This window comes from Allobosea sp. 05T422_2 (genome assembly GCF_056396265.1).
Map to the genome: position 1 here is coordinate 1 of NZ_JBFTLD010000195.1, position 12,652 is coordinate 12,652.

Below are 12,652 nucleotides of genomic sequence, written 5' to 3' on the forward strand. Positions count from 1 at the left end.
CGACGCATCCGTCCGAAAGGGCGCTGATGGCGCGTTTCTCGAAGATCGGCGTCGGCGGCGGAAAGAGCTTCGACGCGAATGCGCTCTCGCCTGAACTACGCCAGGCCCTGCAGGACGGCATGGCCGATGGCTGGGCCGCATTCAAACTGTACAAGGAAACAGAGGTCGATACCGGCAAGAGTTCGAGTGCGGACGGGTTTGGTACGCGAGCCTTCCTGAAGAACAATTACATGCTGCGAATGGCAAGCGCTGTCCTCGGCATCTACGGCAATGCGAAGCAGGAGGCGCTCTATCCCGCCTATTTCATCGACTCCGCCAAGCAGACGCTGAACGGGGCGAAGCGCTACACCCTGCGCTTTGCACCGGGGCAGTTGCCACCGGTCAACGCCTTCTGGTCGCTGACCATGTACGAGCTGCCGGCGAGCCTGCTCTATGCCAACCCGATCAACCGTTACCTGATCAATTCGCCGATGCTGCCGGGCCTGAAGCGCGATGCGGATGGCGGGATCACGGTCCATGTGCAAAACGAGTCCCCCGGCAAGGAGCGCGAAGCCAACTGGCTGCCCGCGCCGACGGGGCCGTTCTTCGCGGTCACGCGGCTGTACTGGCCGAAGCCGGCGGCGCTGAACGGCAAATGGAAATCCCCACCGCTGCAGCCACAGAACTGACCCAGAGGGCCGAGATGCACACCAAGCTCACGATTTACGCGTTTGCCGCTACGCTGGCGGTTACGGGCGGCGCGGTCGCGCAGGCGCCGTCGGATCCTGCAGCCCCAGTCGGAGTGGACAATTTCATCCGCGCCGAATCGGACCTCTACATGAGCAACATGGTCAAGGACGGCAGCCTCGGTAAATTCGTGCACCGGCGTGAGCCGGCCGCGATCGACAACCAGACCGTTATCCGCCTCAACCGCGATACGCTCTATTCGGCGGCCGTCTTCGATCTCGACGCAGGCCCGGTCACGATCACGCTGCCGACGGCAGGCAAGCGCTTCATGTCGATGCAGGTGATCAACGAGGACCACTATACCCCGATGGTGGCCTATGGCGCCGGCTCCTACACCCTCGACAGGCAAAGGGTCGGCACGCGCTATGCGGCGGTTGCCATCCGCACCCTGGTCGACCCTGTGGATCCAAAGGACGTGCAGCAGGTTCACGCCCTGCAGGATGCCATCAAGGTCAGCCAGAAGCGCGCGGGTAAGTTCGACGTGCCGAACTGGGATCAGGCCAGCCAGAAGAAAGTCCGTGACGCATTACTGGTGCTGGGMTCGACGATACCCGATTTCAAGAAGGCCTTCGGCACGAAGAAGGAAGTCGATCCCATTCGGCACCTGATCGGGACCGCGACAGGCTGGGGCGGCAACCCCGACAAGGACGCCACTTATCTCAACGTCACGCCGGCGAGGAATGACGGAACCACCGTCTACAAGCTCAACGTCAAGGATGTGCCGGTCAACGGCTTCTGGTCGGTGAGCCTCTACAATGCCGAGGGCTACTACGAAAAGAATCCTTACGGCGCCTACTCATTGAACAACATCACCGCTAGGAAGAATGGCGACGGCTCGATCTCGATCCAGTTCGGCGGCTGCGACGGCAAGATCCCGAACTGCCTGCCGATCATGAAGGGCTGGAATTACACGGTTCGCCTCTATCGCCCACGCGCTGAGATCCTGAACGGCAAATGGAAATTCCCGKAACCCGTGGCCGCAAGCTGAGCAAGGCGGGCATGCGCGGACGCGCAGTTGATCAGGCGCGCATGACCGCGCGCGATCCTCATGGCATCGATGACGTGCACATATCGATGCCATCACAAGGAAAGAGTTGATCCCGCCGGGACTTGGGTGATGGTGGGCTGCCCCGACTGCCTGACCTCCCTGGACCGATGACCGACCTGCTTTCCGCGCTGTTCCCCAGCCTCACCCTCTCGGGGATAACCACCCTTCTCGGCGCGACGCTGCTCGGCGGACTGGTGCGCGGGTTCACCGGCTTCGGCTTCGCCATGGTCTTCATGCCGCTGGCAAGCCTGGTGCTCGGCCCCGTCGCAGCGCTCGGCCTGATCTGGGTGATCGATCTGCCTTTCGCGCTGCCGATCGCCGCCCGCTCGGCCAAGCGTGCCGAATGGAGCGAGGTCATCCCCTTGCTGATCGCCGCGACGCTGACGCTGCCATTCGGGCTCTGGCTGCTGACCTGGCTGGAGCCGAGGACGATGCGCTGGATCGTCGCCGTGCTCGTTCTCGCCGCGGTGACGCTGATGGCCTCGGGCTGGCGCTATCACGGCAAGCCGGGCATCCCGCTCTCGCTGGGTGTCGGTTCGCTGTCCGGCCTGTTCAACGGCCTCTCCAGTATCGGCGGCATGCCGCTGGCCGTATTCTGGCTCGGCGCCCAGCGCAACGACCGGCACAAAGCGCGTGCCAACCTCCAGACCTATTTCGGCCTGTCGACCGTGGTCAGCGGTGTCCTGCTCTGGCTGAAGAGCATCATCACGGCCGCATCGCTCGCGATGGCGCTGCCGTTGTTTGCGATCTACGGCGCCGGTCTCTGGGTCGGCACGCATGCCTTCCGGATCGCCTCCGAGGAGACGTTCCGGCGCATCGCCTATCTCGTGATCTTCCTCAGCGCGCTGGTCAGCCTGCCGCTATGGGATGGCATGCTGGGGCGTTGAACCGCCGCGTTCGCCTTCGCAGGCAAGTAGTCGCGCCTTGCCGCACGCGATGAAGGAGCAGGCGTCGTGGCCGGGACAAGCCCGACCATGATTGGCAGGGCTGCTTACGAGCCGAGCTTCGCCATGATCTCGTCGGCGATCTCGAAATTCGCGAAGACGTTCTGCACGTCGTCGTCATTGTCGAGCGCCTCCATCAGCCGCATCATCGATGCGGCCTTCTCCTCGTCGAGCGGCGCGGTCGTCGTCGGGCGCCAGACGGGCTTGGCCGAAGCCGGCGCGCCGAGCGAGGCTTCGAGCGCCTTGGAGACTTCGTTCAGCGCATCGAAGCCGCACAGGATCGTGTGGCCGTTCTCGTCGCTGACGACGTCGTCGGCGCCAGCTTCGATCGCCGCTTCCATGACCTTGTCGGCATCGCCGGCCTCCGGCGGGTAGGTGACCTCGCCGACGCGGTTGAACATGAAGGAGACGGAGTTGCTTTCGCCAAGAGCCCCACCGGCCTTGGTGAAGTAGGATCGGACGGCCGAAGCGGTGCGATTGCGGTTATCGGTCAGCGCCTCGACGATGACGGCGGCACCGCCCGGGCCATAGCCCTCGTAGCGCACCTCGTCATAGTTCTCGCCTTCATTGCCGGCCGCCTTCTTGATGGCGCGCTCGATATTGTCCTTCGGCATGTTTTCGGCACGCGCGGCGAGCACCGCCATGCGCAGGCGCGGATTCATGTTGGGGTCGGGCATGCCCATCTTGGCCGCGACGGTGATTTCGCGCCCGAGCCGCGAGAACAGCTTGGACCGCACCGCGTCCTGCTTGCCCTTGCGGTGCATGATGTTCTTGAATTGGGAATGCCCGGCCATCGAGGTCAGCCTCTTTTGTCACTGTGGACCTGCCAAGGCGGACCAAACTGGGCCCGGCGAGGCAATCCGCGCCTTATAAGCGGGGCTTTTGCCGGCAGGCAAGCCGCCGGGCCGCCCTGAATGWCGATGCTCCTACTGCGTTTCCACGGCAGAAGCGCGGCAAGAGCAGCGTTAAGCCAATCTTTGCCGAACTGGGTCAGGGTCACTTCAGATCAGTCCCTCCTGCCAGATTGCAGCTCTCCCGACCTCATGAAATCTGTGTCCAGCATAGCCATCGCAGAACAGGACGTGCGCTTCCGCGCGTTCCAGATCGGCGCCGACGATCTCGCCCTTCTGCGCCTGCAATCCGCCTTCGCCAAGGAGAGACTGCCGGGGTTGCTGCAGGAACTGCACGTCGAATTCGATCCCTGGCCGGAAACCAGCCGCGCATTGAAAACCCCCGAGGTTCATGAACTCAGGCTGGCGCACTGGATCAGGCTGGCCTCGGGCGAACTCGGGGATGGCTACATCCACTCCGCCCGCAACCTCGCCGCAGGCTTCTATCGTCACGGTGTTCCGGTCTATGCGGTCGCGATCTGCCACACGATCGTCTCCAACGCGATCGGCGCCGAGCTTGGTGTCGACCGCGACGGCCTCCAGAAGTTGAATGGCTTCTGGCAGCACAAGCGCTTCGTCCGGGGCATTGCCATGAGGGCTGCGCTCAACAAGGCCGTGCAACTGGACCTCGAATTGCTGCTCGAGACCTATGCGGAAGTCCAGCGTGAAAGCCGCGAGCGCACCCGCGCCGAGATAGAGGCCTTCGAGGTCACGGTTCGCGGTGTGGTCGACACGGTCAACACCGGTGCCACCCGCGTCGAGACCATGGCACGCGCCGTCAGCAACGTCGTGCAGGATACCGGCACGCAGGCCATCGTCGCCGCGCAGGCCTCCGATGAAGCCTCGGCAAACGTCCAGAACGTCGCCAGCGCGGCCGAAGAGCTCTCGATCTCGTTGAACGATGTCTCGTCCGAAATCTCGCGCGCGGCGAACATGGCGCATGACGCCAATGCGGCCGCGATGAAGACCGACATCATCGTGAAGAGCCTCGCGCATTCGGCCGAAACCATCGGCGCGGTGGTCGAGATGATCAAGACCATCGCCGCCCAGACCAACATGCTCGCGCTCAACGCCACGATCGAGGCTGCGCGTGCCGGCGAAAGCGGGCGCGGCTTTGCCGTGGTCGCCAATGAGGTCAAGCAGCTTTCGGCGCGCACGGCCCAGGCAACCGACGAGATCGCGGCTCAGGTGCCGGCGATGCAGGCGGCGACGCGCGAGGCAGTCGCGGCAATCGAGAGCATCGTCGCCTTCGTCACGCAGATGGAGCAGACGACGGTGACGATCGCGGGCTCGATCGACGAGCAACGCGCCGCAACGCAGGAAATTGCCCGCAGCGTCAACCTGGCCGCGCTCGGAACGCAGGAAGTCGCGCAGGCCGCCAGCGGGGTCAGCGAGATGGCGCAGACAGCCGGCGCCAATGTCTCGGACGTCCTGAGCGTCGCGGAAAACCTGGCGAAGCAAGCCTCGTCGCTCACCTCCGCCTTCGAGAACCTCGCCCGTCAGGGCCGCACCGTCTAAACGGTTCAGGGTGGGGTGATCAGCCCCGCTCCCAGGCCTCCGGTGTGGCCTCGCTCAGATGCGGCCCCAGCCTGACGGCCCAGACCGCCCGGGCCAGCCCCGTCGCGTCGTCGATATCGACCGCCACGCCAGACAGTGTTCCAGGTCCGGTCGCAGGCTCCAGCCTCGCGCCCGGCACCTTCTGCAGGAAGCGGCGAACCGGCTCCTCCCGGTGCATGCCCAGAACGGAATCATAGTCGCCACACATGCCGGCATCGGACTGGTAGGCGGTGCCGCCAGGCAGGATGCGCGTATCGGCGGTCGGGGCGTGGGTATGGGTGCCGACCACGAGACTGGCGCGGCCATCGACGAAATAGGCCATGGCCTGCTTCTCGCTGGTCGCCTCGGCATGGACATCGATGATGACGGCGTCGGCGACCTCGCGCAGCGGACAGGCTGCGAGTTCGCGTTCGACCGCGGCGAAGGGGTCATCGAGCGGATCCATGAACAGCCGCCCCATCACATTGACGACCAGCACGCGCGCGCCGTTGCGCGCCTCGATCACGGTCGCGCCGCGGCCGGGCGTTCCGGGCGGATAATTGGCGGGGCGGACCAATGCGGGCTGGCGCTCGATGAAGACCAGCGCCTCGCGCTGGTCCCAGGAATGGTTGCCGAGCGTCACGGCATCGGCCCCCGCGGCCAGAAACTCGTCGCAGATCGCCTCGGTGATGCCGAAGCCACCGGCCGAGTTCTCGCCATTGATCACGACACAGTCGAGCTTCCAGCGCTCACGCAGGCCAGGCAGGCGCTCCTGAACCGCAATGCGACCGGGGCGACCGACGACGTCGCCGAGGAAAAGAAAACGCATGACGGGAACCCTGAACGAAGAAGGAGCGCTTCACTGACGCGAACGCGCACGCGAATCAACCGCAGCGGATGGTTTCGCGCTCGGTCACGATCCAGTCGAGCTTGCGGTCATGTGGCTCATCGGGAACAGCCGCGATCTCCTGCGCACCATAGGCGAGGCCAATCGTAGTGACCGCTCCGAGCTCGGTGAGCGTGCGGTCGTAATAGCCTTTGCCGTAGCCGATGCGGTAGCCCCGGCGGTCGAAGGCCGCGAGCGGCACAAGCAGGATGCTCGGCCTTGCCTGCGGCTGTTGCGGCTCCGGCACCAGCGTACCGAAGCCACCGGGCACGATCGGCTCCCATGGCGCCCAGCTCCGGAAAATCATCGCGCCATTGACGATAGCCGGCAGGCAGAGCGGAACGCCCCGCGCGTGCAGCGCTTCCAGAACCGGGCGGGGGTCGGCCTCGGAGCGCATCGGCCAATAGGCCGAGACGGTTCCGCCTCCAGCCAGCGCCGGCAGCGCCAGGACGCCGGCGACGATGGCCTGATCCCATTCGAGCCGGTCATCGATCTCAAGCGCGTCACGGCGCGCGAGCGCCTCGATCCGCAGCTCGCTCTTGCCGCGGAGCGGCGTCGTTTGAAGGTCAGTGTGCATGGGAAAGTGCGGAGCCACCTTGGCCGTGGAGTTTTCGATCCCGGGACACCTACTAAGTAGGTGGGCGCCATATGTCTGGGTCCAGGGACCCAGTCAGGGACAGCTCCCGAGGAGATCGTATGGGCCCGGGAATACATACTCTCACGCACCGGGCAGCCCCGCCAGAACTATGTAGGACGCTCGCCGGCAAAGCGCCAGTGGCGAGTTGCAGCCGGCGCACAGGATGCTGGCTCACGCCGAGAAGAACTCTCGCACGTCCCGGGTGAGCTGCTGCAACGTCGCCTCGAACGGCAGCAGGTCGGTGTCGATGATCAGATCGCTGAAGGGACGTTCCGCATAACCTTCATGCAGCATGACGCGGATGCGCTCATGCTCGTCCTCGTCGAATGCGCGGCCGCGTGCCGCCGATGTGATACCCGCATAGGAGGCGCGCAGGCTGATGAAGAGCGGGCGAACGCCAGCATCCGTGAAATGACGCCGGTAGAAGATCCAGGTGCTACACCCCAGCGGATAGGCGATCACGACAACTGGCTGAACCGCGAGGATTGTCAGGCCAGTCCTGACCACGGATCGGCTCGTCCGCAGGATTGAGCGATACCAGGGCAGATCCGGATCCGAATGGTCGTCACCGTCGATGAAGCCGCCACCGAGCTCCGTGGCCAGCGCCTTGCCGAGTGTCGTCTTGCCGGCGCCGATCGGGCCGCTCAGGAAGATCGCATAGTGCTGCATCGCCGCTGTTTCACCCAGAGAACGCCTCGGGGCAATCGTCGCCCCCGCAGGGCTACTGCCAGGCCGCCCGCACCAGTCCGTGCTGGATCACGCCGTCGATCGGATCGGGATAGGCGATGCCGTGCCTCGAGGCTTCAGCCGACTGGGCTTGGGATCAGGCTGCGCGCCACGCTTTCGATACGCTCTGCCGCAGTGACCAGCGCTTCGGCGGCGCGCTCCTCGACCTCGCCCAGGCGCTGATCGGCAGAGCCGGCGTCGCCGCGCACAGCCGCGAGCATGTTCTCCAGCGTCGCGACGCGTTCCTTGAGCTCCGACACCTCGTCGGCAACCATCAGCGCGGCCATCACATGCAGACGCATGTCGCCGATCTCGCCAAAAGCCTGGCGCATTTCATCGATCTTGCCGTCATAGAGATTGGCGAGCCCTTCGAGATGGGCTTCCTCGCCGTCGCCGCAGGCCATGCGATAGGCCTTGCCCGCGATCGTGACATTCACCTGCGGCATCACGCCCTCCGTATTCAGTGCTCGCGCGCCTCGGCGCGGGCGATCACGTCACCCACCGCGCCCAACGCCTTCTCCAACCTGCGTTCGACGTCGCCCGCCGCGGTTTCGACCTGGCCGACGCGCGCGATCGCGCCATCGAGCTCCGCTGCGAGCCGGGCCCTGTCATCCTGCATCAAGGTCAGCTCGGTTTCGAGATTGGCCCGTCCGCGCTCCGCCTCGATGCGTCGGCGCGCAGCCGCCTCGAGTTGCGCGAGTGCGCTATCGAGTCGCGCAAGCGCATTGTCCAGCATCAGGCTCGCCACGGTCGTCTCCTCCCTTTCAGTTCGAAGCCGGCTCCATGATTCGCGAGCCTAAAGCAGGATATGAGCAAGTGGGAAACGCTTTCGGGCAGATATTCGCAGCTCTCAACTGTGATAGCAGCCCCCTGATGAATTGACTCCGGGAGAGCGGGCATCCTATCGAGCACCCGCACGAAAACTATGCCCCGAAAGCCTACCGGACCGTCGCCCTCATGCCCTTCCGGCATGGTTCGGACGCGGGACGCGCCCTTCCGCCCGCCGGAGCCAATGACACCATGACCACGATCGACCGCGCCCAGCACGACAAGCTCGCCAACGCCATTCGCGCCCTGGCAATGGATGGCGTCGAGCAGGCGAAGTCCGGCCACCCCGGCCTGCCGATGGGTGCAGCCGACGTCGCAACCGTGCTGTTTACCCGCGTCATGAACTATGACGCCGCCGATCCGCGCTGGCCGGATCGCGACCGCTTCATTCTCTCGGCCGGTCACGGCTCGATGCTGCTCTACGCCCTGCTCTATCTCACGGGCACGCCGGGCATGGAGCTCGACGACCTCAAGAAGTTCCGCCAGCTCGAGTCGAAGACCCCGGGGCATCCCGAGAACTTCATGACTGTCGGCGTCGAGACCACCACTGGCCCGCTCGGCCAGGGTCTCGCCACCGCAGTCGGCATGGCCATGGCCGAGCGCATGCTCGCCGCCGAGTTCGGCAAGAAGGTCGTCGACCACAAGACCTATGTCCTGGCCTCCGACGGCGACCTGATGGAAGGCATCAGCCAGGAAGCGATCGCGCTTGCCGGCCACCACAAGCTCAACAAGCTGATCGTGCTTTGGGACGATAACGGCATCTCGATCGATGGCCCGCTCTCGATCTCCGACTCGGTCGACCAGGTCGCGCGTTTCAAGGCCTGTGGCTGGCGCTCCGAGCGCGTCGATGGCCATGACCCCGACGCGATCGAGGCCGCGATCCGCCGCGCCCAGAAGTCGAACAAGCCGACCATGATCGCCTGCAAGACCGTGATCGGCTTCGGCGCACCGAAAAAGGCCGGCACCTCCAAGGCTCATGGCGAGCCGCTCGGCGCCGAGGAACTCGCAGCCGCGAAGGCCAAGCTCGGCATCACCGGCGCGGCCTTCGAGATTGCCCCCGACATCCTCAAGAGCTGGCGCGCCTTCGGCTCTGCCGGCCACCTCGCCCACAAGGACTGGCTCGCCCGGTTCGAGGCGCTGTCGCCACGCAAGCGCGCCGAGTTCGAGCGCCGCCTCGCCCACACGATTCCGGGCAAGCTCGACAAGGTGATCGTCGCCCACAAGAAGGCCCTTGCCGCCAACCCGGTCACCGTCGCGACCCGCAAGGCCTCCGAGCTCGCCCTCGACGTCATCGTGCCGGTGATGCCGGAGCTGGTTTCCGGCTCGGCCGACCTGACGCCGTCGAACAACACCAAGGCGAAGGGGCTGGAAGACTTCACGCTCAAGACCCCGAAGGGCCGCTACATCCGTTACGGCATCCGCGAGCACGGCATGGCTGCCGCGATGAACGGCATCACCCTGCATGGCGGCTTCCGCACCGCCGGCGGCACCTTCCTGGTCTTCGCCGACTACGCCCGCCCCTCGATGCGCCTGGCGGCCCTGATGGGCCTGCCGGTCGTCTATGTCATGACCCATGACTCGATCGGCCTGGGCGAGGATGGTCCGACCCACCAGCCCGTCGARCATCTCGCCTCGCTTCGCTCGATGCCGAACATGCGCGTGCTGCGCCCGTCCGACGCGATCGAGACGGCGGAAGCCTGGCAGATCGCTCTTGAGCGGACCGGAGGGCCGACCGTGCTGGCGCTCTCGCGCCAGAATCTCGCGCAGCTCCGCACGGATGGCACCGCGACCAACCGTTCGGCCAAGGGCGCCTATGAGTTGCAGGCAGCCGAGGGCGGCAAGGCGCAGGTCTCGCTCTTCGCGTCCGGCTCGGAACTCGAGATCGCCGTTGCGGCCCGCAAGCTTCTGGCCGAGAAGGGCGTCCGCGCCCGCGTCGTCTCCGTGCCCTCGCTCGAACTGCTGCTCGCTCAGGACGAGGCGACGCAGAACCAGATCATCGGCGAGGCCCCGGTCAAGATCGCGATCGAGGCCGCCGTCCGCTTCGGCTGGGATGCGGTGATCGGCCATGACGGCGTCTTCGTCGGCATGGCCTCCTTCGGCGCCAGCGGCCCCTACAAGGACGTCTACAAACATTTCGGCATTACGCCCGACGCAGTGGTCGAAGCCGCATTGAAGCGGCATAACGGCTGAGTTTCACCCGGACACTTGCGTTTGGCCATGCTTTGGCCGATTTGCCCGCGTGAATAACGGCCAACCCGCCGTGAATCGGCGAAGGAGAGGATTGAGATGACGGTCAAGGTGGCGATCAACGGCTTCGGCCGCATCGGGCGCAATGTTCTGCGCGCGATCATTGAGTCGAAGCGCAAGGATATCGAGGTCGTGGCGATCAACGATCTCGGCCCGGTCGAGACCAACGCCCATCTCTTCCGCTTCGACTCCGTCCATGGCCGCTTCCCCGGTACCGTGACAGTCTCCGGCGACACGATCGATGTCGGCCGTGGACCGATCAAGGTCACGGCGATCCGCGATCCCAAGGACCTGCCGCACAAGGCGCTCGGCGTGGACATCGCGCTGGAATGCACCGGCATCTTCACGACCCGCGACAAGGCGGCCGCCCATCTCGCCGCCGGCGCGAAGCGCGTGCTGGTTTCGGCGCCCTGCGATGGCGCCGACCTGACCGTGGTTTTCGGCGTCAACAACAACGCCCTGGCCACGGACCATCTCGTCGTCTCGAACGCCTCCTGCACGACGAACTGCCTCGCGCCCGTCGTGCGCGTGCTGCAGGACGCGGTCGGCATCGACAAAGGCTTCATGACCACGATCCACGCCTATACCGGCGACCAGCCGACGCTCGATACGATGCACAAGGATCTCTATCGCGGCCGTGCTGCCGCGTTGTCGATGATCCCGACTTCGACYGGCGCCGCCAAGGCGATCGGCCTCGTCATTCCCGAGCTGAAGGGCCGTCTCGACGGGACCTCGATCCGCGTGCCGACCCCGAACGTCTCGGTCGTCGACTTCAAGTTCATCTCGAAGCGCAAGACCACGGTCGAGAAGATCAACGAAGCCATCATCAAGGCCTCGAAGCGCGGTCCGCTCAAGGGCATCCTCGCGGTCACCGACCAGCCGAACGTCTCGATCGACTTCAACCACGACCCGGCTTCGTCGACCTTCGCGCTCGACCAGACCAAGGTTTTGGACGACAAGTTCGTTCGCATCCTGGCGTGGTACGACAACGAGTGGGGCTTCTCGAACCGCATGAGCGACACTGCCGTCGCGATGGCGAAGCTCATCTGACGCAACGGCCGGCGGGACCCGGCGCGCTGCCGGGCCCCGCCTGACCCTTCTCGAACGAACGGAACGCGCATGACCAAGATCGAGCCGACCGTCGCCGCGCCGGCGAGCCTCTCCGAACCCTCCATCGCTGCGCCCAGCGCATCGGGAGCAACGGTGACGGCTCTCTCCGCAGCCAGCCGGACCGAAGAGGCGGCGCCGACCGCGGAGCCGCGCAAGCTCGACCAACTCTCTCGCATCGAAGACAAGGCGGCGCGCATCGAGGAGAAGTTTGCCCGCTACGAGGCCGTCTTCACCCGGGCCGAGGCCTCGCTGGAGCGCAGTGCGGCCAAGGTCGAGACCGCGACCGGCGCCATGGACTTCGCGGGAATCCGCCAGGAGGTTGCGGCGCTGCGCGAACGCGTCGACGCGACGCCTCGTTCGGCGACCMTGTTCACGACCGCCCTCGTCACTGCCGTTCTCACCGTGCTGCTCACCATCCTGGTGCTGAAGTTCGGCGTGCCGGGCCTGTTTCCGGGACTTCTGCCACGATGAGCTTCCGCACGCTCGACGACGCCGATCTCGCCGGCAAGCGCGTCCTTGTCCGCGTCGACCTGAACGTGCCGATGGAGGCCGGCAAGGTCACCGACACGACACGCATCGACCGTGTCCTGCCCACCATTCGCGAGATCTCGCAGAAAGGTGGCAAGGTCATCCTGCTCGCGCATTTCGGCCGGCCGAAGGGTCGCGATCCCAAGGATTCGCTGAAGCCGGTCGCCATGGCGCTTGCCCATCAGCTTGGCCAGCCGGTGATCTTCGTCGGTGACTGCATCGGCGAGGACGCCGCCAAGGCCGTCGCCGCGGCCAAGAGCGGCGAAGTCCTGCTGCTGGAGAACACCCGCTTTCACGCGGGCGACGAGAAGAACGACGCCGCCTTCGTCCGGGCGCTCGCCGCCAATGGCGACATCTTCGTCAATGACGCCTTCTCCGCCGCCCACCGCGCCCATGCTTCGACCGAGGGCCTCGCCCATGTGCTGCCGGCCTATGCCGGTCGCACCATGCAGGCCGAGCTGGAAGCGCTGAGCGCCGGGCTCGACAATCCCGCCCGCCCGGTCATGGCGATCGTCGGCGGCGCCAAGGTCTCGACCAAGCTCGAGC

Annotated in this window: 14 protein-coding genes and 1 other RNA gene; 8 read left to right on the forward strand and 7 right to left on the reverse strand. The window is 65.6% G+C overall.

The window, feature by feature from the left end; genetic code table 11:
• The 3 genes from AC1DJT_RS25860 to AC1DJT_RS25870 all read left to right on the forward strand — a co-directional run.
• Positions 1-668 (forward strand): DUF1214 domain-containing protein (locus AC1DJT_RS25860; RefSeq protein WP_476835163.1); only part of this gene is annotated, 668 nt, incomplete at its 5' end.
• A 14-nt stretch (positions 669-682) separates the two neighbouring features.
• Entirely contained in the window at positions 683-1,714 is a 1,032-nt protein-coding gene (locus AC1DJT_RS25865; protein WP_476835168.1) for a DUF1254 domain-containing protein, read from the forward strand.
• A gap of 167 nt (positions 1,715-1,881) precedes the next feature.
• On the forward strand, positions 1,882-2,661 hold the full coding sequence (locus AC1DJT_RS25870) for a sulfite exporter TauE/SafE family protein (protein WP_476770808.1): 780 nt from the start codon (positions 1,882-1,884) through the stop codon (positions 2,659-2,661).
• A 104-nt stretch (positions 2,662-2,765) separates the two neighbouring features.
• Here the strand turns inward: AC1DJT_RS25870 and AC1DJT_RS25875 are convergent, their stop codons facing one another.
• On the reverse strand, positions 2,766-3,512 hold the full coding sequence (locus tag AC1DJT_RS25875) for a YebC/PmpR family DNA-binding transcriptional regulator (protein ID WP_069879409.1): 747 nt from the start codon (positions 3,510-3,512) through the stop codon (positions 2,766-2,768).
• Between the two features lie 258 nt (positions 3,513-3,770).
• Between AC1DJT_RS25875 and AC1DJT_RS25880 the strand changes: the two genes are divergently transcribed.
• Positions 3,771-5,126 carry a methyl-accepting chemotaxis protein gene (locus tag AC1DJT_RS25880; RefSeq protein WP_476835164.1) on the forward strand — a complete coding sequence of 452 codons (1,356 nt, stop codon included), beginning with the start codon at positions 3,771-3,773 and terminating at the stop codon, positions 5,124-5,126.
• A gap of 19 nt (positions 5,127-5,145) precedes the next feature.
• Here the strand turns inward: AC1DJT_RS25880 and AC1DJT_RS25885 are convergent, their stop codons facing one another.
• From AC1DJT_RS25885 to AC1DJT_RS25910, 6 genes are all read right to left on the reverse strand, one after another.
• Complete coding sequence (locus AC1DJT_RS25885; protein ID WP_441488209.1) at positions 5,146-5,973, reverse strand: TIGR00282 family metallophosphoesterase; 828 nt, start codon at positions 5,971-5,973, stop codon at positions 5,146-5,148.
• A 55-nt stretch (positions 5,974-6,028) separates the two neighbouring features.
• Complete coding sequence (locus AC1DJT_RS25890) at positions 6,029-6,607, reverse strand: 5-formyltetrahydrofolate cyclo-ligase (protein ID WP_441506995.1); 579 nt, start codon at positions 6,605-6,607, stop codon at positions 6,029-6,031.
• A 7-nt stretch (positions 6,608-6,614) separates the two neighbouring features.
• Positions 6,615-6,769: non-coding RNA, 6S RNA (gene ssrS, locus AC1DJT_RS25895), on the reverse strand.
• 69 nt (positions 6,770-6,838) lie between these two features.
• On the reverse strand, positions 6,839-7,336 hold the full coding sequence (locus AC1DJT_RS25900) for a hypothetical protein (RefSeq protein WP_476770504.1): 498 nt from the start codon (positions 7,334-7,336) through the stop codon (positions 6,839-6,841).
• A 134-nt stretch (positions 7,337-7,470) separates the two neighbouring features.
• Positions 7,471-7,839 (reverse strand): cell division protein ZapA, encoded by a 369-nt coding sequence (locus AC1DJT_RS25905; RefSeq protein WP_069879404.1) that lies wholly within the window; start codon positions 7,837-7,839, stop codon positions 7,471-7,473.
• 14 nt (positions 7,840-7,853) lie between these two features.
• Positions 7,854-8,141, reverse strand: coding sequence for a DUF4164 family protein (locus tag AC1DJT_RS25910; RefSeq protein WP_371331978.1), 288 nt, complete (start codon positions 8,139-8,141; stop codon positions 7,854-7,856).
• A gap of 272 nt (positions 8,142-8,413) precedes the next feature.
• Here AC1DJT_RS25910 and tkt point away from each other — a divergent pair, with 272 nt between their 5' ends.
• From tkt to AC1DJT_RS25930, 4 genes are all read left to right on the forward strand, one after another.
• The gene (tkt, locus tag AC1DJT_RS25915) at positions 8,414-10,411 is read left to right on the forward strand and encodes a transketolase (protein ID WP_476835165.1); all 1,998 of its coding nucleotides are present in this window, start codon (positions 8,414-8,416) and stop codon (positions 10,409-10,411) included.
• A gap of 96 nt (positions 10,412-10,507) precedes the next feature.
• Positions 10,508-11,518, forward strand: coding sequence for a type I glyceraldehyde-3-phosphate dehydrogenase (gap, locus tag AC1DJT_RS25920; RefSeq protein ID WP_441488205.1), 1,011 nt, complete (start codon positions 10,508-10,510; stop codon positions 11,516-11,518).
• A gap of 69 nt (positions 11,519-11,587) precedes the next feature.
• Positions 11,588-12,049 carry a hypothetical protein gene (locus tag AC1DJT_RS25925; protein WP_476835166.1) on the forward strand — a complete coding sequence of 154 codons (462 nt, stop codon included), beginning with the start codon at positions 11,588-11,590 and terminating at the stop codon, positions 12,047-12,049.
• A partial coding sequence (locus tag AC1DJT_RS25930; RefSeq protein ID WP_476835167.1) for a phosphoglycerate kinase occupies positions 12,046-12,652 on the forward strand: 607 nt, incomplete at its 3' end. The genes AC1DJT_RS25925 and AC1DJT_RS25930, both read left to right, overlap by 4 nt.

Excerpts from the sequence above, each read along its gene's own strand:
- AC1DJT_RS25905 (WP_069879404.1), bottom strand. The coding sequence starts at position 7,839 with ATGCCGCAGGTGAATGTCACGATCGCGGGCAAGGCCTATCGCATGGCC.
- AC1DJT_RS25875 (WP_069879409.1), bottom strand. The coding sequence starts at position 3,512 with ATGGCCGGGCATTCCCAATTCAAGAACATCATGCACCGCAAGGGCAAG.
- AC1DJT_RS25885 (WP_441488209.1), bottom strand. The coding sequence starts at position 5,973 with ATGCGTTTTCTTTTCCTCGGCGACGTCGTCGGTCGCCCCGGTCGCATT.
- AC1DJT_RS25900 (WP_476770504.1), bottom strand. The coding sequence starts at position 7,336 with ATGCAGCACTATGCGATCTTCCTGAGCGGCCCGATCGGCGCCGGCAAG.
- AC1DJT_RS25890 (WP_441506995.1), bottom strand. The coding sequence starts at position 6,607 with ATGCACACTGACCTTCAAACGACGCCGCTCCGCGGCAAGAGCGAGCTG.
- AC1DJT_RS25870 (WP_476770808.1), top strand. The coding sequence starts at position 1,882 with ATGACCGACCTGCTTTCCGCGCTGTTCCCCAGCCTCACCCTCTCGGGG.